The following is a 23,913-nucleotide window of genomic DNA, read 5'->3' on the forward strand; positions in this document are numbered from 1 at the left end:
ATCTATATTCAATGCTTTACCAGACTTCCTGACCTTGGTTAAAATGAGCAGTAAATATTTTGCTGGGATCATTGGTTTCTTCTACATTAGGAATTTTAATATTATCCATATTTCCAAGGCCTATTGGTACATAAAGGATAAAATCCAAAAGATCCGCTCCTTTAGAGATTGCATTAAAGTATGCATTTAAGGCTTCTGGATCAGATTCTCGCTGATCAACACTTCCAGTGTATAAACCGTTATTTCCAGTTTTATCTGCGTAACTGAATGCTAGGCCATAAAGAGAGCCAATATTGATCTTATCTAAAGATAAGGCACCGTATATGGAACTGAATATCATGGCATGTTTTGCAAGCTCCCAACTAGGCCATAAACCATTTCCCCAGCTCATACCTTGTATAAATGGGTCTTCACTTTGAATCTTCGATTTTGACATTTCATATGCCATATTAGCAATTCCCATTAACACATATTCCTGGGCAAAATTATGTCCATGAGGATTCCAGTTTTCGTTGCCATTTTTAAGGTAAAAATTTGCATTTTGATAAAAAGGCCCTTTAAGAGCTCCAAAATCTTCCGTAATCATAATATCCAGTGCATATGACATTATACTGAATCCGGGAGTCCAAATGCCTTTTCGCCCATTCTCATCATAATCAATAATTCCATCATGATTCTCATCAAAACTATCAATGAATTCTTTGAAAATTGAAGTCCCTGTTAATGTATCGTGTGCTTCTGCATAGCTCAAAATAGTTTTTTGCATGTCCCATAGCATGCAACTAGGATTATAGTACATGGTTTTAGTCATTAGTTCAACGAATTTTTCATTATCAATTCTACCGAGATGACCAGCAATAGAAGTTAATGGAGTACTGGTTACACTATCCCAACCTGTAACATAGTACTTTTGCTGTCCTATTCCTCTTTTTTCAGCATATTCATATAGATTATACCTGAAAAGCGGTGAATCAAGCCCTTCTTCAGTTATTATATTTTTTCCATCTATTCTGGCCACAGGGACGTGATGTACGAACTCGGTATTCCAGTTATTTTCTTCTTTGAGTCTCATTCCTTCAGACATGGGGACAGTTTTGAAGCAGTAACGTGCACATAAAAGATCCAGTGCAACACAGTCTAAAGATGACCAGATATATCCTTCAGGAATTCTAACAGCTATCCCCTCAGGATTATGGCTTAGATTGATCATGTTGACAGAATCAGAAATATGCATCATAAAAACTCCCTGATTTTGCACTGCTTTGATAACATCTGCTTGAGTTCCTTTCATTCCTGCAGTTTTTGTAACTATGTATGCCCCATTTTCATCCATGATAGGTAAGTTAGTATCTTCGTCTATTTCAGCGATCCATGGCATATGTGGTAGTTTGCCTTTGAAAGTCGGATTTTCTGTGGCAGGCATAGCGTATTCCCATGAATAATTACTTTCACTTGATGAAGCACATTGAGTAGGATAAAGACCAATACCAAGGTTTTTGATGGCATTTGTTATTAGATCCTGAGCATGGATTTTCATTTTAGGAACATTAATCAAGACACAGCCAGGGTAATCTTTGATATCATCAGCATTTTGAGGATCGCCTCCAATAATGACTTTATGCAAAGTGATATCCTTGAAATTTTCTCCTCCTGGAACAGAAACAGTTCTACCTCTGAATGGATCTTCATCTATCTTGTTTAGATCGTAGACCATCAGCCGGTCATGAGCTTTACCAGGTGCGAAATATCTACCTTTTATGCTATCTTCATAGCCATTCATAGGGTCATCGACATGAGATGAAGGGTGATGCTCTTTAAGGTATTTACGGACAAAATAAAAACCCCAACCCCCATAAAAGTCTCCACACCTCCCTTCAAAAACAGCTTCTGTGGTGACAGTTTTTTCTGAATTAAGACTGTAACTTGCCCCAACAAGAAGTGCAGAAGTGGAAGCTTCACCTAAGGCCATCTGATAGTAATCAATGTTTAATTTATCGTGGAACCATCTCATCAAAGCAGCGATCATCGACCAATCAGTACAGATAGGGGCACCCAGATCTTCACCATGGGTATCGGGGTCAATGACTTGTGGTCCGACCAGGTTAGGTTTGAAAAGTAATTTTTTTCCTGATTGTATTTCCGATTGCAGCTTACTGATAAAATCTGTCTCTTTGTCAAGAGAAACCAGGGAATAATCAATATGGTCATATATATAGTCGATTTTTTTAACAATTGTTGCCCAGGCAGCTTCATCATCTAAATTAATAACCTTTTGAAGTAATTCAGGAATTTCTGCATATGCTTTTGAAGCATCCATTTTTGCACCGCAAACAGGTGATCCCTGTGAATCGGTTTTTTTATTGTCTATATCTGAGTTTAAAGGGATATTTTTTCTACAAAAGTCATTAGGATTCATTTAACCATCTCTATAACAACATATGTTTTTCTTCATATTCTTCTGGGCTGAGGTTCATTTCTTTTAAGATTTTTTCATAATCTGCCCTGCGTTCACGTGCCAAGCTTAATAGGGATTCATCTCCTTTTCCAAGGACATAATCTCTCCATAATTCAGTATTAGGTTCCTCAGGTATGATAATAATGCCCTTAAGTTCTGAAACTTTGTCTAGACTGTCTATCGCTGCTTTATCTGCAGGATATGCATCTTTAGGGATTTTTAATTCTCCTCGAGGTTTGCCATCAATTCCTTTGTTTAAGATAGGTGTTGCAACAAAGGCAGGGCAGATAGTTGAAAAATGAAGGCCTTTATCTGCATATTCATATCTCAAGCATTCTGTAAGCCCAGTGACACCATATTTTGTAAGGGAATAAAGTGCCTGAAATGGAGGCGGGACAATCCCTGCAATGGAGCTGGTGTTAACAATGTGACCAAATCCCTGTTTCAGCATGATGGGTACTGCAGTATGAACACCATAAATGACACTCCAAAGATTGGTATCAATAATAGTTTTCCAATCCTCGAGGGTAGCAGTCGTAAAAGGTAGAGTACCTCCAACTCCAGCATTGTTGAATAACATATCCAACCTGCCAGTTTCTGCTACTGTATCTTCAATGGCCTTTTGTACCTGTTTTTGAACTGTAACATCCACAATTAGAGTATGTAATTTATCTCCATATTCAGAGAGTTGTTCTGCAGCGTCGGCAACCTTTTTAGGGTTTCTTCCAGCCATGTAAACAACTGCTCCTCTTTTTAAAAGTTCTTCACATAATGCATATCCAATACCTGAATTTCCGCCTGTAACAATACATATTTTATCTTTATAATAATCTGAACTGCTCATAATAATCACTTCCACTTTTTTATTCAATAAGTCTTGATCCTCGGGAGTGAAGGGTTGCATTTCCTTCAGTTAGTATAGCTTGAGTTATTTTTTTTATAGGTAGAGCAGCAAGACTGTTAATCATCCACCACTGTGAAGGGTTCTGCATAGGAGTCAATTCAGTCCATTTAAGACTTCCTTTTCCTATTTGCGCACGTTCGACATCTACACCTTGAGGATACAGAATAAACTGACTTAAATCAGCTCCAGGACCTCCTACTTTAGGAATATATCTCCATCCAATGTTGTTTATCGTTGCAAATTGGGGTTTTAGTTCTTCTAATTCTTTTCCAGTTACTTCTTCTGTGGCTTCAAAATCCATGTTCAAGAAGGTGTTTCCCTCATAACTGGCAGTTGTGGCATAATGAGGTTTTAAAATATGCAAGTCTTCAATATCAGCGAAAACTTTGGGCTGTCCTGTCTGTTCACGACCCCCAAGGATGGGTGCTGTCTTATTTTCCCATACAATCAATGTGTAAATTCCTTCCAGTTCATCTTTTTTCCCGTGGAACTTGACAGGCACTGCTACATTAACCACATTGTATTGTCCGCCATGCATCCAATTTATCTCACTAAATTTGCCGAAGCCAACATCAACTACAGGAGCCAGTAATTCAAACCCTTCAGGAATGAAATTTTCAAGAATTTTTGCATCAGTCTCATAACTGATGTTAAGACCTATTGATTTTTGATTAATTGTTTCATTTGGGTCGAACTTTCCTCCGCCGAAATGTATTGGCATCAAATATGCAGAATCTTTTTCTGGTTTAAACATTTTATCTTCCCCTCTCTTAGCCTAAGTGATTAACTATTAACATCCATAATACTTAAACTTTGCACCAATAAATGGAGATAAGTGTTCTTTTATTTATAAATCATTAAAATTAAATTATATTTAAAATAAAAGAATTAAAAAAAGAAACATTGAAAAATAAGGATGTTATAGCGCTCTTCAGGCAGGAATACCCTAAATAGTGATTTATTAAATTACATTTTTCAAATTACCACGATTGGTGAATGATCTGAAATTTTAGATTCCCGAATTTGAGAATCTGAGTAAATAGATACATCCTCTAAAGTTGGAATAAGCTTCGGGGAAACGAATGCATAGTCCAATCTGAACCCCGTTCCTGAATGGTGAAACCAAGTATATCCATCAGAATCCTCTGTAGGGTTGTATTTCCACAGGTCAATGTACTCCAATTCCTCTAGTTTAATTAAATCATTAGCATTGTATTCTGTTTTATTTGAAGAATCATATTTGGTGCAGCTGTTGAAATCACCAGTTATGAGTACGTTCTTATCAAGGTTCTTCTCTGCGTAATCTAAAATTTTCTTCCAGAATAAATTCTTTTCAGTACCCGCCTGGTCTGGAACATAAACTCCCAGCACATATAAATCCATTTTTGGAATATAAACTTCAACCCACCTATCCATAACATTCTTTGTTACAAAATCATCCTTACAGGCAATAAATGATCCCATACCTCCTTTTTCATTGGAAGGTTGGGTCTTATAACCTTTATTAACTAATTTATGGATTATTTCCTGACCATTATCGTTTTTAATAAATTCTGTCAGGACAATCATGTCAAAATCATTTTTCAACAGATATTCCACTATTTTTGGGGTTCTTTTTTCCCCACCAAAACGAATGTTAAAATTAAGAATTCTCATTTTCCTGTCTCCTTACCGTGAAATATAAGCTAATAAAAAATAATTTCGTTTTATAATGATTCATAAACAATAAATTCAGAAAATAATTTTTTTATTATTGTTTAACAGCAAATAATATACATATGTTTTGCTTTACATAAAAAGAGGATGTATTATTTTGGCAGAAAAGATTTTTCTACTTCAGGAGGAAAACGAGCTGGTGGAGACGGAAGAGAAGGAGTATATGTCTGAAAATATATTGCAGGACTGGAAAATATGCAAATAAATGCAACAAGACTAAAATTATGAAATCTTAAATTAACATTGAAGAAGTAAAAACAAAATAAAAAAATATAATTATTTTTTAATCTAAATTAATAAATGAGGTGAGATAATGACAGACAGAAAATGGAGAATAATAGATGAAAATAAAAAAAAATTCTATGACGCAGTAGCTGAATGTGAAGCACAAGGTTATACATTAATACCTGAAAGCTTTTCTTCATATCCCATAGCAAGTCAATATGCACATTATACATGTTTAATGAAAAAAGAATAACCAGGGAGTTAGTCTTTTGTTAAATCTATTGATAAAATTGACATATTACATCTTAAAAAAATTGGGGATCGCTTGGATACACTCACAGTTTAGATGGTTGAAATGGTTAAGCCTGACTAGAAAAGTAGTATGGCCTCTATTGATGATTTTAATGAGATGGTGAAAATAAAAAAAGAAAAATCAAAGTAAATAAATCTTAAACTGGCCAATCTATGATTTAATTTCACTTATCATTTTTTCAACAGCTATTATTTCATTTTTAAGTTCTCTTACATATCCTTCCAATTGTTTTATCTTCTCTTCTTTAGTAAAAAATCTTCTTCGATGTCCAGGGGAGTGTTCATTGCCTATTGATGTCATACAGCAGCTATTTCCGCACATGTTTTTTTTCACCTCCTTCAATTTCTAAACTAACTATAAAAAATAAAGTATTTATAATACAAAGTTTATAGTAATATAGTAAATATCTCGGGAGAAAGTGATAACATGGATAAATGCATAGAATTATGTCTCTGCCCTTTAGAAGGAGTAATTGACATTGTTAGTAAAAAATGGACCCTTCTAATAATAAATTCCCTTGGAAATCACGGAAAACTCAGGTTCAATGAATTAATGAAAGAACTTGAAGGCGTTAGCCCTAAAACATTATCAGATACCTTAAAGGTTCTTGAAGCTGAAGGATTGATTAAAAGGAAAAATTTTAAGGAAATACCTCCCCGAGTTGAATATTCACTAATAGAAGATGGAATTGAACTTAGAAAAGCTATATTGCCCCTTATTGAATGGGCTTCAAAAAGAGAAAACTTTAAAAAAGGTGAATGTTCAAGTTCATATCGTCCAGCCCATCACATAAACGATTCAACACTTTAAATTGTAAAAAGGAATAAATAAGGATTTTTATTTCCTTTTTTTATTTCCCTGCAAAAGTATATATACTATTAGTTCGCATAATAACGTACAGTTCGGATTTAAGCGAACCAATAATACAAATAAAAATTATTATTGATAATTTGATTAAATCAAATGGAGGCCTAAACCTATGAAACCAGAAGAAATGGCTAAAAAATGCCCTAAATGCGGCTGTCAGGATAAAAATAGATCCCAAATTAGAAAAGACGAAGGAGACGACACTATTTTTCTCATACCTCATGTACCTAAAAATGGTGTTGAAGTTATCCGCTGCAGCGAATGTGGACATATATTCGAATACTGTGAGGAATGTAAACCAGTATTAGAAGTAAAAAAGAAAGTTATTTAAATTCATCAGTGCAAATAACTGCTAAAATTAATTTTAAACTCTTAATTCATCTTTCTTTTTTTAATTTATATATAAAAAATAGAAATAAAAATAAAATATGAGATTTTGATCCAAAAAAAGCAGTTTTTTTAAATCATGCTTTATAATGGAAAAATCTCTTTTTAAATTATTTTTTATGACCAATACCTATCAGAGGTTCCTTTAGTCCATAATACAGTTTGCTGAGGTCTGTAAACCTTCCAATAATATTTCACTGCACTATATGTAGTGGTTTTGTATGTGTATATCCATCCACCTTCAATTGATTGTTCCTTAATCCGGAGCTTGTGTCTACTGACCTTTTTTAATTGAGTCCAAGAGCTGGAAACAAGTGCACCATTACTTTCATATCCTTTTATATTTATCCATACAACATTGTTGCTGTATTTGTAGGTTGTAAACACATATTTTCCACTATTAAAATCTTGACTACCACTAGGACAGTTCAAAACTCTTTTATCAATTACTTTTACTGCTGCAACAGGTTCTGCGATTTGAAGTCCCAAAACAACCACGGATAATATTGCAAATACAAACAGTAAGTTCTTATTCACGTTCTCATCCCCCTTTTAAAGTATATTAATAAACAATTTCAATGTTGGTTAGTACTTATTAATATATTTTTGTTGAAAGTTTTAAAAAATCAGCCGTTATGCTAACCCTCTTTTCTAATTGAACCAATTAACCAGAGATCTAATAAATTTTCGAAAAAAAATGCGTAACTTCATTTGAAAATGCATTACCAATACCCCCTAAGTTGTTTTGATCTACTTTTTCTTTAATTTATCACGCATAGCCAATGCTGGACTTATAAATTCAATCATTACATCTTTCGGATTTTTTTCCATTTTTAATTGAAATCATACAGTTATAACCACTATAAAATAAATATCTCGGTGCAAATAACTACTAAAATTACTTTTAAACTCATAATCCATTTATTTTATTTTAATCTACAAAAAAAATCTTCTAAGCTCCTGCGCTATGGGTTCCGGCTTGCCGTAATCTTGTGCCGAGTCATGGTTAAGACCCTTAAGTTCAACGAGATTTACATTCGGCAATACTTCATTCAATGCAATGAGACTATCTTTTATCAGGGATATAGTCTTACTGCCGATTAGCAATAATACTTCTGCAGATACATCTTTGTAGTCCTCAAGCGTTCCTTCAGTCTTCCTGACGATGTGTAATTCATTTTGCAGTGTGGGAACAAGATCCTGATACGCTACGTCATCTCCTTTGACATTTCTGGCATCTCTCCACAATACAAGTTTGACAAATGGTACCGCTATAAAATCTGGTATGATTCTAAACATTTTAACCGAATCCTTTGATAACCCGACCGTTGCTTTAGCTACATTGCCCTCAGCCATATTCTTGTCAAGATGACCTATGGCGGTTTTAAATTCATCCAGCCCTTCTTGTCCAACAAAAACAAGAGGTTCATAAGCAGCGACCTTATGAATAGAAGACAAAGAGATCGCTGCATGAAGTGCAAAAAGTGCGCCGTCTGCCGTTCCAAAGACATAGTGTGCACCTGTTTTCTTTAAAATGGCATCAAGATCTTCATCTTCCTTTTCTATACTGTAGTTTTCGCCATATGGTCCGCTCATACCACGACCACGGCGATCTGGAATATAAACTGTAAATTCATCAGATAGCATGGTGCCGAGCTTCATAAGGTTTTGAGAAGCATTTACCCCGCCGTGTAGTAAAATAATACCTGGCCCGCTTCCCATCTGTCTAAATCCGATGGTGGTGCCGTCTTTGGATATTACCGAATCTTTTGTGTATTCTTGTTTTTTACTCATATTAACTCCTCCTTTATTTGCCAAAATCAGGGCCAAACCAGTTAATCTTGTAATTTTTCCAGTAGTTGTCTCCACTCTGCATGATACTTTCCTCATATGTTTATTACTATTTTTAAACTTATTTAAAAAAATTTTTTTATATCAATAGTATTTCCTATATAAATTAGCAACAATTTAAATAAAGAACAAACTTTATTTGTATCTTGATAAATACTTTTTTTAATTGTCTTTGAATAATTATCAAATAATAATCACCCATATTTAACGCTATCTAACCAAATTAGTCGTTTTTTAGTATTTAGGAGAAAAAAATGAGTTCTAATAATCAAAATTCAAGTGATGTGAATCATCGCGTCTCCCTGATCACCGGAGACCCCAAAAAGGCTATCAGAGTACTTTCAGTGCCAATGATAATTTCCATGTTCCTCATCATGGCTTACAACCTGGCAGATAGTATATGGGTGGCTGGTATCGGCCCCAATGCCCTAGCTGCTCTGGGTTTTATAAACCCTCTCTTTTTCATAGTGATAGGATTAGGTAATGGTCTGGGGGCTGGTGCCACATCCTTAATCGCCCGATGTATAGGTGCCCAGAATAAGAAGGGTGCTGATAACGCTGCTATTCACTCATTAATCATAACTCTAGCTGTTTCTGTGGTTTTAACCCTATTAATTTTAATATTCCTTCCTAGCATCCTCCTCTTGATGGGTGCAGGTGAAACAGTTGACCTGGCCACACAGTACGGTCAGATCATATTCGGAGGTCTGGTTCTATTCATGTTTTCCAGTGTTGCATCAGGTGTTCTTAGGGCTGAAGGAGATGCAAAAAGGCCCATGTATGCCATGGCTGCCACTGCCATCCTGAACATAGTCCTAGACCCCATATTCATTTATTACTTTGGATGGGGTGTCAGTGGAGCTGCATGGGCCACAATAATCTCTGCCAGTATTGCATGCCTGTTGATGGTTTACTGGTTACTCTTAAAAGGAGATACTTATGTTTCATTCTCCAGGAAAGACTTCAAAGCCAGCTGGAAAGTGGTAAAAGACATTTTGATGGTGGGACTGCCGGCCAGTACCGAGGCTTTTGTCATGTCAGTATTGGGAGTAGTTTTAAATCTGATACTGGTCATTACCGGAGGAGCAGAAGCAGTGGCAGTTTACACCGCCGGATGGAGAGTGGTTATGATGGCCATGATAATACCTATAGGGATAGGAACCGCCGCTATAACCGTTGCCGGAGCAGCTTACGGAGCTCGAAAGTACGAAAACCTTTCTACTGCGCTTACTTACTCAGCTAAGTTAGGTGTGGGAATTGCCATAGTCACTGGCCTAATCTCATATATCTTCGCAGGTAATATAGCCAGCATATTCACCTATTCCTCCCAGAGTGCCTTCATGGCACCATCCATTGCAGCCTTCCTTCAGGTGATGTTCCTGTTCTACCTGACAGTCCCTCTGGGAATCACCGCCAGCTCAGTCTTCCAGGGCATGGGTAAGGGAGTTACCTCTCTAATTTTAACTGTAATTAGGGAAGTAGTCTTCATTTCTTTCTTTGCCTACCTGTTTGCCTTCACACTGGGCTTCGGATCCCAGGGTGTCTGGTGGGGAATAGTAGTTGGAGGCGGACTTGGCTGTATAGTGGCCTATATCTGGGCAAATATATACATAAATCGTCTAAAAAGGATATTTAATTACTGAGCATGAATTTAAACTCCAGATCGGTTGTCCAATAGGTAAAATTGTCCGGATTCATCAAAGCATTTACTATAATGTCTACTGGTTGATTAATAACAGTGCTTACTTCAAAAGTCGTCATATTTTTCCTCTACCTATGCAATCTCTCAAAATACTCACAAATTACATTAATCACCAGATTCCTGGCAAAATTCTGTATCTGGTTTTCTTTGTGTATTCTTTGTATCCTTCCAGTTCTCTTTGAAGAGTTTTATCCTCACAATAAGTACGTATAAGGAGCAGTAAAACGATTATAGCAGTGTAAATTAGAGTTAATCCAGAACCAATGATCATTGGAATAGCCAGATGCAATAGAATTCCAGAAAGATAACCTGGATGCCTTACTAACCTGTAAGGGCCTGATTCAATGACTTTTTGACCACGATCTTTTTGTATTCTCACTGAAGGTTCAAAGTAAGGGTTCTTTATCAAAGCCCATACCGCAAGAACCATTGAACCCAGATATAAAATTAGGCCTAATACCATGTACTCTAAGCCAAGGGGCCAGAAATTTATGTGGCCTAAATCCCATCCAGCAACAAAAAATTGACCATAAACCCCCAAAATAGTGTAAACTATGAGTATATATTTATCCCAAGTCTTAGTTCCTTCCTGAAATGCAGAGCCGCCCCTTTTTAAGATAACCTCCGGGTTTAACCGATAAACGATGATGAAACTGGAAATATAATAAATAAAAGTTAAAACGAAGAAACCCCATGCTCTGAATATCTCTATCTGCCCTGCAGCAGCAAAGAAAATTATAGCCTGAGCAAGGAGACTTAAAAATAGCCTTAAATTGTAGCGGATAAGATTTATTTTCACCATATTTTTTATTCCTGATTACTATTGAATAAATTTTATGATACTGTTTTAATCTTTTATTAGTGAAATTAATCCACAATATCACCAGATTCCAGGTATTATTCTGTATTTTATTTCATTAGTATACTCTTTATATCCTTCTAATTCTTCCTGTAGAGTCTTATCTTCTAAATATGTTCTTATAAATAGCGTTACAACAGAAAGTAATGCTGGAATTAATCCCCAAAATGAAGCAAGAACAATTGGAGTAGCTATTGTGAAGATAATCCCTCCCAAATATCCGGGATGTCTAACAAACCCATAAGGCCCCTCTTTACAAACTGTTTGCTCTCTGTCTTTTTGAATACGCACAACTGATGAAAAGAACTTATTTTCCCTTTTAGCCCATAACATGATTATTTGCCCTACAATATATACAAAAGCTGCAGAAATAACAACATAAATAGGAATATGTGGTTCCCATCCAAAACGCCCTGCATCCAAAGCAGAAATAATGATCATTGCAAAATAAAGAGGTACATTAATGATATAATATATTTTATCCCATTTTTTTGTTCCTTTTCCCGGTTTTAACCTTTCCTGGGTTAATTCAGAAGGAATCATGAAATAACTTGCAAGTATAAAGATTACATTCAATCCAATATAAAGCCATCCCTGCCAGTAATAAAAACGCCCTGCACCTATGAAAACAAGTGCAAATATTAAAATAAATGCGGAAATATTTCTAAAAAGTAATTTCCTATCTACTTCTTTTTGCTTTCTTTTTTGATTGGTCATAATATTGTATTATATATTTTTTAATCTTTGAAAAATTTTTTTAATTACTGCGCAATAATTTCTGGCTTTGTAATCATCATCAATTGGCCCACTTAAACCACGGCCTCGGCAACAGGAATACTCCTTAAAATACCTATATATCCAATTGTTTTTTTTATTTGAATTTATTGAAAACCATAAAGGGATTTGAAATTTAAACCGTGAAAATTAAATATAATATCGGGCAAAATTTAAAACTATGAAAGGAGTTGAACGAACACCGAAAAATATAGCATCTGTAGTGATATTTGCAATTATAATAATTACAGTAGATTTACTTTTCTTAAGGCATTTATTCTGGGAACGATTAATTGTGAATATTGGAATTTTTGTAGTGTATTTAGTTATATTTTTCAAATTCATAAACAAATGAATATGGAGAGGATTTATTCTCCATTTTGCCTGTAACCAATTTTAGTGCCGTCATAGAAGATTACAGAATCATTTAGGTATGTTTGATTCTTACTCAAATCAAATCCCTCCCTATTTCCCAAATCCATATTTCATATAGTCTGCAAAGTAATTTTTTCTAATTCATTCTTCTTTTTTTAATTTATCACGTTTTGCTGACGCCTGGCTTATAAATTCTGCAACCTGATTGATGTCATCGTAAACATCCTCTAAATTGGTTTCTTCGCCTTTAACTGCCGGCGGTTTATAGTCTATGGCGCCTTCAGCTGAAAAATCATCCTCGCTAATCATGACCCCAAATTTACGCCCGATTTCAGGCTCAATCACATCATCTAAGGGATTTGAAAGCCTTTCCTTGACGTCAATTTCAAGGCCGGCCATGAGCTCTTCTAATTCTGATTCAACAAACCCTATAACCATGATTTCACGCGGATCGTTCACGTTAAGCGCGGTGTAGAGTTTGCTTGGAGCTCCAAAGCCCACTGTATGGTACCATGCCCTGCGGAAATCCTGGTATGTTTTACCTTCCCTAAGCCTTCTTGTTATTATGGATACGGTTATCATAGAATTATCTCCTTTACTGGAGCATATTATGTTTTTTAAATTATTACAACTCATTACAACTCCTATTCTGAATTTAATTATTTTTTAATATTCCAGAATATTTCTCCACAGCTACAGCTTAAAGTAGGATCTGATTTTCCTCTATTGACAGATATCATAGAATTACAAGAATTACACATAAATAATCCAAAAAGATTCTTATATGCTTCAACCACATCTTCAAAATCTTTTTTACTATATTCTGCCCAACGATTATAGTGAACATTTTCATTAATAACCCATTGCTCAATTTGAGCATTATTAATTATTTCTTTAGAATTTTTTTCTAAATCTTTAAGATTTTCAAACTTTTCTTTATTTCCAATTTTCTCCGAATTGACTTTTGCTCGCTTAAGATATTCCTTATATGTTGATATCGCAGAAGGGGCGAGATCACCTAATTCCCACTGGTGAGTTCCTTTATATGGTATTTTTGCGCTTAAAAAGTCACAAACATTTTCAAAATACCATTCAGAATTACGTCGAAGCTTATAAGCTGCAGCAGGAATATCGTTTCTATCTAAATCATTCCCAATCTGATCCCATAAATCTTCATCTAATTCATAAATTGGCCCTGTATCTATATTCCAATTGAAAAAATGAAGCATATTTCTTTTTGACACTATACCTTGTGTATTTAATTGTTTAGCCCAAGAAGTATCATGTGTAGTTATAATAAACTGTTCAGATTTGAAAAACTTGTTAATAAGGTCACAAATTGATTTTCGATGCTCTCTATCAATTGACATTACAACATCATCTAAAGCTATGGTTTTAAGACCATTTGCCGAAAGATATTTATTTAGTGCAAAAAATAAGCAGAGCCCCATACTGTCTTGATGACCTTCACTGTGTAGTGCATTTGGTGGGAACATTCCCTTTCCATAAAAATCAACATCCAATAACAATTCAGCATCATTATGCGATAATTTAGATTTAAATGATTCTTCATCCTCTGAATGGAGTTCTTTGTAAAATGTTACAAAGTTATCCTCCAAATCATTATATATTTCCCCAAGAATAATGTCTCTAGACTCATTAAAATATTCTAAAGCTTTTTGAGCTCTTTTACTAAATAATTGTGCGTTTTCTAATTTTTTAAGTTCTTCAATGTACTTTTTGACTTTTTCTTCCATTTTAGTGAGAGTATCCCACGCTTTTTGTTGTTCAGATAATTCATCGCCTTTCAATTTTAGAATCTTTTCTAACGGATTTATAATCTGTTCTTCCAAAAACAATTTATTAAATGCTTTTTCAAAATCTTCTTTTGGCCATTTACCCTCTTCAAAGTATTTTAAAGGTTCTAACATTATTGTGGACCATTTATTGATGATTATGAAAAAATTTTCTATTTCTTTTTCATCTATTTCATCAATCTGGAACTGTTCACGTGCCTTTAACAACTTTTTAACATCATCTTTTAATAAATCAGTTTTTTTCTTTATATCTAAAGACAATTTGCTTATTTTGTCTTTGTTTTCTTTAGATAATTCCATTTCTTTGCTTCTATCTTCTAAATACGATTTAAAATCACCTTCTGTCCATTCTTTACCACATAATGGACAGATATTTGTTTTATCAATAATACTGATCCCTGCTTCAAATAATTTTTTATACGCAGAGTAATATCTCAGTTTAGATTCTGTTTTTATGTCTTCAAAAAGTTTTTTTAACTCTAATTCTTTTAATAAAACATTCGATTTGTCTTCTAATATATTTCTCACACTTTTAATATAATTTTCAACTTGTTCATTTGTCAAAGCATCTTCTGTTGCTCCTGGAAGATATGGCTCTAAACTAGACTTAATTTCCTCAGGTTGAAGCGATATTATAGGAGTGCCTTTAAATAATGCCCTCATATGATTAATTTTTTCAATTATACTTTCTTCAGAGAACACCTCAACAGAAATAAGCACACATAAATCGTTTTTTGCGATCTCAAAATTACTGGTAGAATTTTTTAACTCTTTATCTGCTTCAGAATTAACTTTAACAAAATCACGCCTTAAATTACCAATATCATTTAAATCTAATAGGGCAAGTATCTGTTTTTCTCTTTTACCTGCCTCAGCATTGATAAATTTTAAAATTTCTCTTCTTGAAAGAATATGTTGACCCAGTTTTGCAGTTTCTAAATGTTCTTCTACAATTTTCTTATAAGAAGTTGGAGAAACCTTTAACGAAGAAGGTTTTGCAAAATTACGCTCTAATAAAACTTCAGAATCATTAAGTAAAATTTTTGCCTTTATAACTACTTTTTCCGGAGTTTTTATAGAATCAATATGGCCTCCATAACTTGTTATAGGTAAATATTTTGTCCCCTCTCCCATAAACCTAGTCATCTTACCTTTAAGTAAAAAATCTAGTGAGTCTATTACTGCACTTTTACCTGTTCCATTAGGTCCAAAAATTACTGTGTTGCTACCATTAAGTTCAATATTGGCCTTTTTTATTCCCCTTATGTTATTAATCTCTAGATTCAATATCTTCATCATGCTGTTTCCTCAATAATTCTTCAATTTCGGTTCTTTTTGGCTTTTTTTGGGTTACAACAGCAATTAAATCACTAGAAATCCCTTTAAACGAAGCATCATTAATTATTTTATCTGCAAATTTATCAAAAATCATTTCCCCCACAGATTTCTTCATCTAATCCCTCTTTTTCACTTAATAGTAATATAATGATAATTCTATTATAATTTCAATATAATAATGTTTCTATTTACATATATTAAGAAAAATTTAGCTTCAAATAAGCCATATAAATAGTTTTAAAATAAAAATATCATAGATTATTAGAATAAATATGCCTTAATTAATCTATTTATTTGTTTTAATCTTTTTTATTTACATTATTCTGTATTTTAGATATTCTTTTAATGTAATTCAGAATATGATAGCTTAATAGTACAATCTAAAATTGGTGATTATTTTATTTGATACGTTTATGGGTATGAATAATCATGGCAATTTTATATGGATTAATAACAATAAATTAATAGTAAATTTTCAGGTGATTTTATGAGCTTTAATTTAGAAAACTTAGATGAAGAAATAAGAGGGTTAATGTTAGAAGAATTAGACTTAGATATGAAAAATAAGAGATTATACTTAAGTGAAAGACTTAATAATTATGGAAAGTCTGAATATCCTGAAATACTTAAAAACGGAATGCTAAAAGGAAACTGTGAAACCTTAGCAGCTGCATTAATACTTGAAAATTATTGGAATGAAAAAGAGCCAAGAAGATCAAAAAAATACGGTTTAAAATATGTAAAGGTTCCCAAAAATGCCCATGAAACACTTGCTGAGGGTGAATTTAATAGATTTTATATACGGGCACTTTGCAGAAAAGCAATAATAAATAAAAATGAAATAGAAATTTATAGGGCTAAACAAGTTAGGAACCCACGTAAGGAATCTCAAATAATTATTGGAAAATCATTAGATCCTAAAAAACTTTTAGAAGATTTAAGAGTAAAAATTGGAGTAGACACTGTTTTAGGAATGCCTCCAGGACCAAATTCTGGTTTGAGTATACGAATAAAAAAGTAAATTTTTCAATAAAATACTTTTAATTCATAAGGAGAGATTCAATGAAGGAATGCTGGTCATGCGGAAATAAAATTGACTCCCATAACACATCAAAAGAACATATAATTCCAAACGCTCTTTTTGGCAAGTTAAGATCAAATTATATACTTTGTAAAACATGCAATAGTGAATTTTCTAAAATTGATGAATCTTTAGTAAATGATCTAGATTCTATATCTATCTTTCTAAATGCCAAAAGAGATAGAGGAGCTTCCAAGCCATTGGGTGCAATGTCTAAAGCTGGGGACCCCTACTTAATAAAACCCGGAGGCAAAGTAGAAATAAAAACTCAGGTTGATAGAAATGGGAATAATCTAAGTATAAAAGTTTCAAATAAAAAAAAGTTAAAAGAGATAAAAGAGGGATTAGGGAAAAAATATACGATTCAGAGTGCTACTAATAAAGAAATAGAAGAATATTTGGGCCCATTAACACTCGAAAACAAGCAGATTTTATCAGATGAAACTTTTAGGGCAGCTACAAAAATAGCAAGTAATTTTTATACATATAATGGTTTTTCTAAAGAAAATATTGAATCTATAATTGATTACGTAAAAAACAGCTCTAATCCAAAAGATATAGCGTGGATTTATTATGGTAAAGATATTTATATCTCAAAAGATAGCTGTGAAGTTTTACATTCAATAATATTAAAAGGAAGTAAAAAAGAAAGGATTTTATATTGTTATATTGAACTTTATGGTGCCCTTAATTTTTTGGTGTTATTATCTAATGGCTATAAAGGAGAAAATTTTGAAAAAACGTATTTTTTTGACATTGAAATGAATAAAGAAGTTGATAAGAACTACGAAATATCTTTAAAAAGGAAAAAAATTGAAAAAATATTAAAAAATCAGAAATTATCCTCTGTTGAAATTAGTGAAAACATGGGGAAAATAGGAAATAAGCTATTATCAAAAAGAGCGCATGATTATCTCATAGAATTAATATCAGAAACTATGGAAAGTTACCCGGACCCTGATTTGAAAGATACTTGGGACAAAATCAAGCAAAAACTTGAAAAATATCCTCATTGGGATATTTATGGTTTATGCCCTTATCATGTAAAAACATGGGATCAAAATGGTCCAGAATGTTCATGTGGCTCTCGAAACTATGTATTTAATTTAATAGGTATGCATATTAAAGGAAACGTAATAGCTATCCTTTTACAAACTATTTGTAAAAACTGTGAAAAAATGCTAATTTTTGAATTTAAGACATCTTTATCCATTTAATATGCATTTTAATTAATCAAATTATTTTATTTTTTTTAAGATGCAACACCTTTAAATTTATAGAATTTTCTAGTATATACTTCGTTATAGTCCTCTATAACGATCTAATATCAAGACATTTTTTTAGAATATTTTAATTAATATTAATCTATATTTATTAAACAAGCTAGTTTGATGGAGGAATTACAATATGGAATCATTTCCAGAATATATGCTTGAATATAGAAAACAGATAGAGAAGGGTTACATACAGGAGGCATATAAAGGATTGATGGAATATATAATGGGTTTAAGAGTGCATTTTAAAAATAAATATCCAAAATATTTCGTATCAAGTATTTATTATGGATATATGGACATGACCTATTTTTCTTTTTCCCCAGAATCATTAAAACGTCGGAAATTGAAAATCGCAATAGTTTTTATCCATGATACATTTAGATTTGAAGTCTGGTTGGCTGGATCTAATAAAAAGGTTCAAAATGAATACTGGAAATTTTTTAAAGACATGAATTGGGATAAATACCACATTCCATCAACAATAAAAGGCATTGATTCTATTGTGGAACATATTCTAGTTGAAAATCCAGATTTCAGTGATTTAGATACTTTAACAGGACAAATAGAGACGGTTACATTGAACTTCATTAATGATGTTGAGAACTTCTTATCTAAACATTAAAACGTACCTATACTGATAAAAACTTAATAATCTGTTCTTATTCAATTCCTTTTTTTATAAATGTTTGGAATTTGATACCCTTTTAGCTAAAATTCGGATCAGGAAAGTTAAATTCGAATTATTAAATTAATACCATCAACAGTGTCAAAATATCCTAAATCATATACTATCTATTTAAATAGTAGATAATATCTATTCAAATTGACAAATACATGAAAAAATCATGGCATGTCAAGGTTAATTTAATTAAGAGACATAACAGGAAGAAATCAGATGAGAAAGTATTTTCTGGATAATTTACGCTGGATGGTAATTATAATTGTGGTTCTCTACCATGTCCTAATCATTTATAACGATATTGGCGTTCAATATGTGATTAACGCAACAGGCAATGTCCTTGCCACTGTTTTCATTTTATCATTTTCTATGTGGTTTATGCAGTTATTATTTGCAGTAGCGGGGATAAGTACCTTTTATTCATTAAAAAGAAGAAATTCAAAACAATATTTAAACGAAAGAGTAAAGAAAATCTTTATTCCCATGGTTGCAGGGATTATATTTGTTATACCTTTCCAGACCTACTTTAGTTTCCTTTATAATGGGCAAAATATAAGCTTCCTGAACTTCTGGTTTAATTTTTTAACAAACTGGTGGTATTATTTCGTTAATGGACTGGGTATAGGCCCATTATGGTTCTTACTGTACCTTTTTATAATATCTTTAGCGGCACTTCCTGTTATCATGAAATATAAAAAGAGTGAATGGAGAATACCCATCGAAAAAATAACCGTGCCTTATTTATTACTTTTAATCATTCCCTTGGCTATTGGAAGCATTTTTCTTAATTTATCTCCTGAGAAAAGCGTGGTCCAGTTCTTTTTGCTGTTTATTTTTGGATACTTTTTGTTATCAGATGATGGTATCCAGCAGAAACTGGAAGATGCAAGATGGCCCTTATTCATAGCCTTCCTCCTTTTAATTGCAGTCTTAATAATCCTTTATTTATCAAATTTATTATCTTCCAAAACTATGTTAAGTACAATGATTCCAGTGTATCTATTATACACCACTTCAATTGCATGGATTGGAATACTTGCTGTAATGGGAATGGGTAAACGTTATCTCGAATTTAAAACTCCGGCTACATTATATCTTTCAGGAGCATCATATCCCATCTATATTTTCCATATAGCCTGGATTACCATGGCAGAGTACTTATTTTTAACATTATTCCCCAATATGATAATTCTTCAAGTAATACTCGTCTTTACAGTAGGTTTTACGCTAACACTAGCCACATATGAAATCACTAGGAGAATTAAGATTACAAGGTTCCTGTTTGGAATCAAAGATTAAATAATAGAAGGGCTTATAAAAAACAATTGGTGTTTAAATGGCAAATCTAATAATTAATATAATATATGTACTGATAGCAGTAGCTCTTATAGTATTTTTAGATTTAAAATATTTTAGGGATAATCTTTGGAAAAGGCTGATAATAAATATAATAATTGTTTTAGTGTTTTGGGCTTTCTATTATTTGTTTTTAATTAATTTATAAAAAAAGAATACAAATAATGCCTTCTCGGAAATAGAAGCTCCATTATCCTGTAAAAAAATTTTAAAAATGGATAGTTACGACTATTCCTGTATTTTAATTTAAATACATTGTCTCTAATAACTTCTTTCCACATTCAGTTTTAAATATTCGCTGCTGAATGTTTTTTACTGCTTCTATACCTATATTATCCTCAAATATGTTAACCAGGAAATCGGCTTCAACAACTATCTGAAAATCAATCCCTTCTATCCTATTGTAAGAATGATGGTTTCCCACTATAAAACATACCCCGATCTACATGTTTTTCTGGAATATTCAGGCTTTTTAGGATTTCTCTTGCTACAATTGGACCTTCTAATTCCTGATATTTAGCTGCAGAGGAGCTATATTTCTCTTCAGCATTTTTAATACCAATATCATGAAGAATAGCCGAGTAGAAAATAATTTCTTTTGTTTCATTATCTAAATCTAGATCTTCTGCTATTATCTGGGTAAAATCAAAGACTTTCAAGGCATGATTAATTCTTCTAACATCGCTCTGGAAGTATTCAATCATTTTTTCCATAACCATTATAACCATGATTTCACCTTTAAACTAACTATAAATCTCCTATTCATTTTAAAAATATTTATTTTTTTTATAAATATAGTGACCATGTGGCTAAAGATAGTCGAGTTTAACGAAACAAAAAAATTATCAGTTTTCGCTCATCCCCCGAATAATCCCTATCCATATATTTACTTTTTACAGATAATTCTACGGATAAATAATTCTTTCTCTTTAAGCGAATCATATAACAGGCTATATGCAAGAATATTATCTTGAATTTCTTTATCTGAAAATTTTCCTTTTAATTTATTTTGGATTTCATCTTTTTTTAGGTGATTGATGATTTCCTTATTATATTGGGCATACTTTTCACTTTCTTCGTCTATTGAAACTATTTTAAATCTTGCTTGGCGAAGCACATCACTATAGTCTTCTTCTGTGTTTGCAAAAAGGGTTATGCCATCTAATCTCATCATCTCCTTTAATTTATTCCCCCAATGGTCTTTAACCGGACTGAGCCAATCCACTATGATAAAATAGCTATCATTTTTTAAGATTCGGTAAATTTCTTTAAATAATATCAGTTTATCTTCCACATCTAAGTGAAGAAAAACCTCTTTACTGTAAACCAGGTGAAAATATTCATCCAGAAAGGGGAGATGATTTATATCATCATAATATAGAAATTTCACTCGACCTGTAAGTTTTTCAGGGACTCTGCGGTTAGCTTCATCAACCATCATCTCATTAATTTCCACACCGGTGGCTATTGCATTGTATTTTCCAGCAAAATGTATTGCTGCACCACCCAATCCTGAACCTATATCCAGTATTTTCTTATTATCCAATTGGAAACCCTTTACTGAATGATCAATAGCTTCACTTCCCCCTTCTGATAAGAAACCCTTACCATATGCTTCCTCCAGCAAAGTGCAAAAATCCTCGGAATATTCCTTTTGAGCCTGGTCAAAATTGTCCATAATTACTCCATCTCCCCTAAAATTCATTGAATAATTTCCAACTTAATAATGCTCATTTCCCCTATCTAACTTAAAAACTATCAATTTTTTTGAAAACGGCACAAGTTGTTTTTATTTATATATTAAGATAATTATTAACCTATTCCTCTTATTTCACATTAAAAAATATGCTGCAATGAATGCCAGAATACAGCTTAAAAGAAGAAATTACATCTTATTTTTAGTTCTATCCTTATGATAATATTTATTAGTTCGTTAAACATATTGTTATATAATTCTTTGTTGATGAGTCTTAATGTAGCGGTAATGATTTTCAAGAGATTTAAAAAATATTCTCTAAAATAGAAATGCTTTAGATTTCTAAAAGCAAATGCATCTTTAGATAAAGGTGGTATGAAATGGGTTTTAACATGACCAAAACTGAAAAACTGGCAATAATAGATGTAAAAGCTGAATTAAAGCTCTTACCCATGGTTCTTCATGCAGTTCGTGAAGTTAGCCAAAAATATGGGTTAGAAGAAAAATATGCCCGGGACCTTGAACTTGCCACAGAGGAAGCTTGCCACAATGTTATTGAACATGCATACCCTGATAATGAAAAGGGTTATTATCAAGTTGAAATTCATAAAGAACCCACCAAATTCGTAATCACCGTTAAAGATCAGGGAATACCTTTCAACCTCAACCTTTTAACCGATGAACAACCGACAGATCTTGGAATAAAGATAATGCGAGCTTATACTGACGAGATAAACAGTAAATACTTGGGAAAGGAAGGTAAAGAAGTGGAACTGGTAAAATATCTTCCATTTGAACCCATAGAAGAGCCTGAGCATCCTATAGAAGAGGAGTTACTTGCCCCTAAATCTGAAGAAATTTCACTTAGAATTATGCGACCTGATGAGACCGTGGCTTTAGCCAGATGCATCTACAAGGTTTATGGCTATACTTATCCCCATGAAGACATTTACTATCCTCAAAAGTTCAGTTCTCTCATTGAATCAGGATTGGTTACTTCTTGCGTTACAGTAAACTCAAAAGATGATGTTATTGGACATTTAGGAGTTTTCTTGGAGAACCCAGATGATTTGGTAGGAGAATCAGCATTAGCTGCAGTGGATTCACGATATCGAGGTAGGGGAATCTTTCCAAAGATGAAAAATTTGATGATGGAACATGTCCAAAAGAAAGGTCTTCTTGGACTTTATAGCCGTGCTGTAACTGTACATGTGGCATCTCAAAAGTCTAACGTAAAAATGGGGGCTAAAGAGACTGGTTTCGTGTTAGCACATTCACCACCCACTGCTATATTTAAAAAAATGGAAGCAAGTAGTGGAAGTAACCGAAGAACAGTAGCCCTTTTCTATGTGCCTGTTGCACCTGACCCTGGACATAATGTTTTTTTACCACTAAAACATGGAGATATCCTCAAAAAGATTTATAATCATGGAGAATTAAAACGAACTTTCAATCAATCTTCTAATGAAGGATTATCTTTCCATTCACAAATACACTCCCATCTACTTCCAGAGATGAGTAGTGCTTTCCTTAGAGTAAATAAATTTGGAATAGATTTTCTTGATGAACTCAAGCTTCAAGTAAATGACCTGTGCTATCGTCATGTGGAATTAATTGTACTTGATCTTCCATTAAGCGATCCTGCCACTGCCCTCCTTTGTCCAGAAATAGAAGATCTGGGATTTTTCTTTAGTGGACTCATGCCAGAATACCTTGATGGAGATGCTCTGCGCCTGCAATACCTTAACAATGTGATCTTTAATCCAGAAGATGTACAGGTCTACTCAGAATTTGGAAAGGATATATTTTCATATGTAGTAGAAGAATGGAAATCAAAAAATTATTATTAATTTTAGGGATAAATTTAATTTAAAGGGGAAGGTGTGGTGAAAAAATGGAAATAGGGAAAAAAAGTGTAGATAATGTGGAGATAATACCTCTAAATGGTAGGCTTGATGCCTATTCATCCAGCCAGGTTGAAAAAACCATAAATTCGCTAATCGAGGATGGTAAAATCAAAATTGTGGTTAATTTTAAAGAGATAGAATACATAAGCAGCTCCGGTTTAAGGGTTATGCTGGCATCGCTTAAAAAATTAAAGAAAATTAACGGAGATATAAAATTAGCCTGTCTTAAACCCTATGTACTGGAAGTTTTTGAAATAGCAGGTTTTACACACCTTTTTGATATTTATGAAAGTGAAGAAGAAGCAGTGAACAGTCTTCAATGAATAAGGTGAAG

At 33.0% G+C, this 23,913-nt stretch carries 24 protein-coding genes and 1 pseudogene; 11 read left to right on the forward strand and 14 right to left on the reverse strand.

Annotation, left to right across the window (positions count from 1 at the left end):
* Nucleotides 1–16 precede the first annotated feature (16 nt).
* From HZC47_05170 to HZC47_05185, 4 genes are all read right to left on the reverse strand, one after another.
* Entirely contained in the window at nucleotides 17–1,969 is a 1,953-nt protein-coding gene (locus tag HZC47_05170; GenBank protein MBI5680263.1) for a DUF362 domain-containing protein, read from the reverse strand.
* 457 nt (nucleotides 1,970–2,426) lie between these two features.
* Nucleotides 2,427–3,299 (reverse strand): SDR family oxidoreductase, encoded by an 873-nt coding sequence (locus HZC47_05175; GenBank protein MBI5680264.1) that lies wholly within the window; start codon nucleotides 3,297–3,299, stop codon nucleotides 2,427–2,429.
* Nucleotides 3,300–3,318: 19 nt separating this feature from the next.
* Nucleotides 3,319–4,113: an acetoacetate decarboxylase family protein gene (locus HZC47_05180; GenBank protein ID MBI5680265.1), complete on the reverse strand. Its 795-nt coding sequence runs from the start codon at nucleotides 4,111–4,113 to the stop codon at nucleotides 3,319–3,321.
* 221 nt (nucleotides 4,114–4,334) lie between these two features.
* Nucleotides 4,335–4,928, reverse strand: coding sequence for a hypothetical protein (locus HZC47_05185; protein ID MBI5680266.1), 594 nt, complete (start codon nucleotides 4,926–4,928; stop codon nucleotides 4,335–4,337).
* Nucleotides 4,929–5,388: 460 nt separating this feature from the next.
* Here HZC47_05185 and HZC47_05190 point away from each other — a divergent pair, with 460 nt between their 5' ends.
* Nucleotides 5,389–5,553, forward strand: coding sequence for a hypothetical protein (locus HZC47_05190; GenBank protein ID MBI5680267.1), 165 nt, complete (start codon nucleotides 5,389–5,391; stop codon nucleotides 5,551–5,553).
* A 210-nt stretch (nucleotides 5,554–5,763) separates the two neighbouring features.
* Here HZC47_05190 and HZC47_05195 read toward each other — a convergent pair whose 3' ends face one another.
* Complete coding sequence (locus HZC47_05195) at nucleotides 5,764–5,934, reverse strand: hypothetical protein (protein MBI5680268.1); 171 nt, start codon at nucleotides 5,932–5,934, stop codon at nucleotides 5,764–5,766.
* 105 nt (nucleotides 5,935–6,039) lie between these two features.
* Between HZC47_05195 and HZC47_05200 the strand changes: the two genes are divergently transcribed.
* Entirely contained in the window at nucleotides 6,040–6,423 is a 384-nt protein-coding gene (locus tag HZC47_05200; protein ID MBI5680269.1) for a helix-turn-helix transcriptional regulator, read from the forward strand.
* Between the two features lie 169 nt (nucleotides 6,424–6,592).
* Nucleotides 6,593–6,811 carry a TIGR04165 family Cys-rich peptide gene (locus HZC47_05205; GenBank protein MBI5680270.1) on the forward strand — a complete coding sequence of 73 codons (219 nt, stop codon included), beginning with the start codon at nucleotides 6,593–6,595 and terminating at the stop codon, nucleotides 6,809–6,811.
* Nucleotides 6,812–6,984: 173 nt separating this feature from the next.
* On the opposite strand, the gene HZC47_05210 is transcribed toward HZC47_05205, so the two are convergent.
* Both HZC47_05210 and HZC47_05215 read right to left on the reverse strand, forming a co-directional pair.
* Complete coding sequence (locus HZC47_05210) at nucleotides 6,985–7,404, reverse strand: hypothetical protein (protein MBI5680271.1); 420 nt, start codon at nucleotides 7,402–7,404, stop codon at nucleotides 6,985–6,987.
* 399 nt (nucleotides 7,405–7,803) lie between these two features.
* The gene (locus HZC47_05215) at nucleotides 7,804–8,661 is read right to left on the reverse strand and encodes an alpha/beta hydrolase (protein MBI5680272.1); all 858 of its coding nucleotides are present in this window, start codon (nucleotides 8,659–8,661) and stop codon (nucleotides 7,804–7,806) included.
* A 311-nt stretch (nucleotides 8,662–8,972) separates the two neighbouring features.
* Here HZC47_05215 and HZC47_05220 point away from each other — a divergent pair, with 311 nt between their 5' ends.
* Nucleotides 8,973–10,361 (forward strand): MATE family efflux transporter, encoded by a 1,389-nt coding sequence (locus HZC47_05220; GenBank protein MBI5680273.1) that lies wholly within the window; start codon nucleotides 8,973–8,975, stop codon nucleotides 10,359–10,361.
* Between the two features lie 168 nt (nucleotides 10,362–10,529).
* Here the strand turns inward: HZC47_05220 and HZC47_05225 are convergent, their stop codons facing one another.
* The gene (locus tag HZC47_05225) at nucleotides 10,530–11,222 is read right to left on the reverse strand and encodes an isoprenylcysteine carboxylmethyltransferase family protein (GenBank protein MBI5680274.1); all 693 of its coding nucleotides are present in this window, start codon (nucleotides 11,220–11,222) and stop codon (nucleotides 10,530–10,532) included.
* 78 nt (nucleotides 11,223–11,300) lie between these two features.
* The gene (locus tag HZC47_05230) at nucleotides 11,301–11,996 is read right to left on the reverse strand and encodes an isoprenylcysteine carboxylmethyltransferase family protein (GenBank protein MBI5680275.1); all 696 of its coding nucleotides are present in this window, start codon (nucleotides 11,994–11,996) and stop codon (nucleotides 11,301–11,303) included.
* Nucleotides 11,997–12,234: 238 nt separating this feature from the next.
* Between HZC47_05230 and HZC47_05235 the strand changes: the two genes are divergently transcribed.
* Nucleotides 12,235–12,408 (forward strand): hypothetical protein, encoded by a 174-nt coding sequence (locus HZC47_05235; protein ID MBI5680276.1) that lies wholly within the window; start codon nucleotides 12,235–12,237, stop codon nucleotides 12,406–12,408.
* 161 nt (nucleotides 12,409–12,569) lie between these two features.
* Here the strand turns inward: HZC47_05235 and HZC47_05240 are convergent, their stop codons facing one another.
* From HZC47_05240 to HZC47_05250, 3 genes are all read right to left on the reverse strand, one after another.
* Nucleotides 12,570–13,010, reverse strand: a complete 441-nt coding sequence (locus tag HZC47_05240) for an ROK family protein (protein ID MBI5680277.1) — start codon at nucleotides 13,008–13,010, stop codon at nucleotides 12,570–12,572.
* A 77-nt stretch (nucleotides 13,011–13,087) separates the two neighbouring features.
* Nucleotides 13,088–15,532 (reverse strand): AAA family ATPase, encoded by a 2,445-nt coding sequence (locus HZC47_05245; protein MBI5680278.1) that lies wholly within the window; start codon nucleotides 15,530–15,532, stop codon nucleotides 13,088–13,090.
* Complete coding sequence (locus tag HZC47_05250) at nucleotides 15,516–15,698, reverse strand: hypothetical protein (protein MBI5680279.1); 183 nt, start codon at nucleotides 15,696–15,698, stop codon at nucleotides 15,516–15,518. The genes HZC47_05245 and HZC47_05250 overlap by 17 nt, the downstream gene beginning before the upstream one ends.
* Before the next feature lie 372 nt (nucleotides 15,699–16,070).
* Between HZC47_05250 and HZC47_05255 the strand changes: the two genes are divergently transcribed.
* The 4 genes from HZC47_05255 (at nucleotide 16,071) to HZC47_05270 (ending at nucleotide 19,919) form a co-directional block, all read left to right on the forward strand.
* The gene (locus HZC47_05255; GenBank protein ID MBI5680280.1) at nucleotides 16,071–16,604 is read left to right on the forward strand and encodes a hypothetical protein; all 534 of its coding nucleotides are present in this window, start codon (nucleotides 16,071–16,073) and stop codon (nucleotides 16,602–16,604) included.
* Between the two features lie 41 nt (nucleotides 16,605–16,645).
* The gene (locus HZC47_05260) at nucleotides 16,646–17,881 is read left to right on the forward strand and encodes a hypothetical protein (protein ID MBI5680281.1); all 1,236 of its coding nucleotides are present in this window, start codon (nucleotides 16,646–16,648) and stop codon (nucleotides 17,879–17,881) included.
* A gap of 190 nt (nucleotides 17,882–18,071) precedes the next feature.
* Nucleotides 18,072–18,563, forward strand: coding sequence for a hypothetical protein (locus HZC47_05265; protein MBI5680282.1), 492 nt, complete (start codon nucleotides 18,072–18,074; stop codon nucleotides 18,561–18,563).
* Between the two features lie 273 nt (nucleotides 18,564–18,836).
* Nucleotides 18,837–19,919: an acyltransferase family protein gene (locus HZC47_05270; GenBank protein ID MBI5680283.1), complete on the forward strand. Its 1,083-nt coding sequence runs from the start codon at nucleotides 18,837–18,839 to the stop codon at nucleotides 19,917–19,919.
* A gap of 298 nt (nucleotides 19,920–20,217) precedes the next feature.
* On the opposite strand, the pseudogene HZC47_05275 reads toward HZC47_05270, so the two are convergent.
* Both HZC47_05275 and HZC47_05280 read right to left on the reverse strand, forming a co-directional pair.
* Nucleotides 20,218–20,704: pseudogene (locus tag HZC47_05275) on the reverse strand (HD domain-containing protein).
* A 158-nt stretch (nucleotides 20,705–20,862) separates the two neighbouring features.
* Nucleotides 20,863–21,654 (reverse strand): methyltransferase domain-containing protein, encoded by a 792-nt coding sequence (locus HZC47_05280; GenBank protein ID MBI5680284.1) that lies wholly within the window; start codon nucleotides 21,652–21,654, stop codon nucleotides 20,863–20,865.
* 398 nt (nucleotides 21,655–22,052) lie between these two features.
* On the opposite strand from HZC47_05280, the gene HZC47_05285 reads away from it, so the two are divergent.
* Nucleotides 22,053–23,522 (forward strand): ATP-binding protein, encoded by a 1,470-nt coding sequence (locus HZC47_05285; GenBank protein ID MBI5680285.1) that lies wholly within the window; start codon nucleotides 22,053–22,055, stop codon nucleotides 23,520–23,522.
* Between the two features lie 44 nt (nucleotides 23,523–23,566).
* The gene (locus tag HZC47_05290; protein ID MBI5680286.1) at nucleotides 23,567–23,902 is read left to right on the forward strand and encodes an STAS domain-containing protein; all 336 of its coding nucleotides are present in this window, start codon (nucleotides 23,567–23,569) and stop codon (nucleotides 23,900–23,902) included.
* Nucleotides 23,903–23,913: the final 11 nt, after the last annotated feature.

It is taken from the genome of Methanobacterium sp., from assembly GCA_016222945.1.
Lineage (GTDB): Archaea > Methanobacteriota > Methanobacteria > Methanobacteriales > Methanobacteriaceae > Methanobacterium_D.

Excerpts from the sequence above, each read along its gene's own strand:
- HZC47_05170 (MBI5680263.1), bottom strand. The coding sequence starts at position 1,969 with ATGGCCTTAGGTGAAGCTTCCACTTCTGCACTTCTTGTTGGGGCAAGT.
- HZC47_05175 (MBI5680264.1), bottom strand. The coding sequence starts at position 3,299 with ATGAGCAGTTCAGATTATTATAAAGATAAAATATGTATTGTTACAGGC.
- HZC47_05180 (MBI5680265.1), bottom strand. The coding sequence starts at position 4,113 with ATGTTTAAACCAGAAAAAGATTCTGCATATTTGATGCCAATACATTTC.
- HZC47_05185 (MBI5680266.1), bottom strand. The coding sequence starts at position 4,928 with ATGATTGTCCTGACAGAATTTATTAAAAACGATAATGGTCAGGAAATA.
- HZC47_05190 (MBI5680267.1), top strand. The coding sequence starts at position 5,389 with ATGACAGACAGAAAATGGAGAATAATAGATGAAAATAAAAAAAAATTC.
- HZC47_05195 (MBI5680268.1), bottom strand. The coding sequence starts at position 5,934 with ATGTGCGGAAATAGCTGCTGTATGACATCAATAGGCAATGAACACTCC.
- HZC47_05200 (MBI5680269.1), top strand. The coding sequence starts at position 6,040 with ATGGATAAATGCATAGAATTATGTCTCTGCCCTTTAGAAGGAGTAATT.
- HZC47_05205 (MBI5680270.1), top strand. The coding sequence starts at position 6,593 with ATGAAACCAGAAGAAATGGCTAAAAAATGCCCTAAATGCGGCTGTCAG.
- HZC47_05215 (MBI5680272.1), bottom strand. The coding sequence starts at position 8,661 with ATGAGTAAAAAACAAGAATACACAAAAGATTCGGTAATATCCAAAGAC.
- HZC47_05220 (MBI5680273.1), top strand. The coding sequence starts at position 8,973 with ATGAGTTCTAATAATCAAAATTCAAGTGATGTGAATCATCGCGTCTCC.
- HZC47_05225 (MBI5680274.1), bottom strand. The coding sequence starts at position 11,222 with ATGGTGAAAATAAATCTTATCCGCTACAATTTAAGGCTATTTTTAAGT.
- HZC47_05230 (MBI5680275.1), bottom strand. The coding sequence starts at position 11,996 with ATGACCAATCAAAAAAGAAAGCAAAAAGAAGTAGATAGGAAATTACTT.
- HZC47_05235 (MBI5680276.1), top strand. The coding sequence starts at position 12,235 with ATGAAAGGAGTTGAACGAACACCGAAAAATATAGCATCTGTAGTGATA.
- HZC47_05240 (MBI5680277.1), bottom strand. The coding sequence starts at position 13,010 with ATGATAACCGTATCCATAATAACAAGAAGGCTTAGGGAAGGTAAAACA.
- HZC47_05250 (MBI5680279.1), bottom strand. The coding sequence starts at position 15,698 with ATGAAGAAATCTGTGGGGGAAATGATTTTTGATAAATTTGCAGATAAA.
- HZC47_05255 (MBI5680280.1), top strand. The coding sequence starts at position 16,071 with ATGAGCTTTAATTTAGAAAACTTAGATGAAGAAATAAGAGGGTTAATG.
- HZC47_05260 (MBI5680281.1), top strand. The coding sequence starts at position 16,646 with ATGAAGGAATGCTGGTCATGCGGAAATAAAATTGACTCCCATAACACA.
- HZC47_05265 (MBI5680282.1), top strand. The coding sequence starts at position 18,072 with ATGGAATCATTTCCAGAATATATGCTTGAATATAGAAAACAGATAGAG.
- HZC47_05270 (MBI5680283.1), top strand. The coding sequence starts at position 18,837 with ATGAGAAAGTATTTTCTGGATAATTTACGCTGGATGGTAATTATAATT.
- HZC47_05280 (MBI5680284.1), bottom strand. The coding sequence starts at position 21,654 with ATGGACAATTTTGACCAGGCTCAAAAGGAATATTCCGAGGATTTTTGC.
- HZC47_05285 (MBI5680285.1), top strand. The coding sequence starts at position 22,053 with ATGGGTTTTAACATGACCAAAACTGAAAAACTGGCAATAATAGATGTA.
- HZC47_05290 (MBI5680286.1), top strand. The coding sequence starts at position 23,567 with ATGGAAATAGGGAAAAAAAGTGTAGATAATGTGGAGATAATACCTCTA.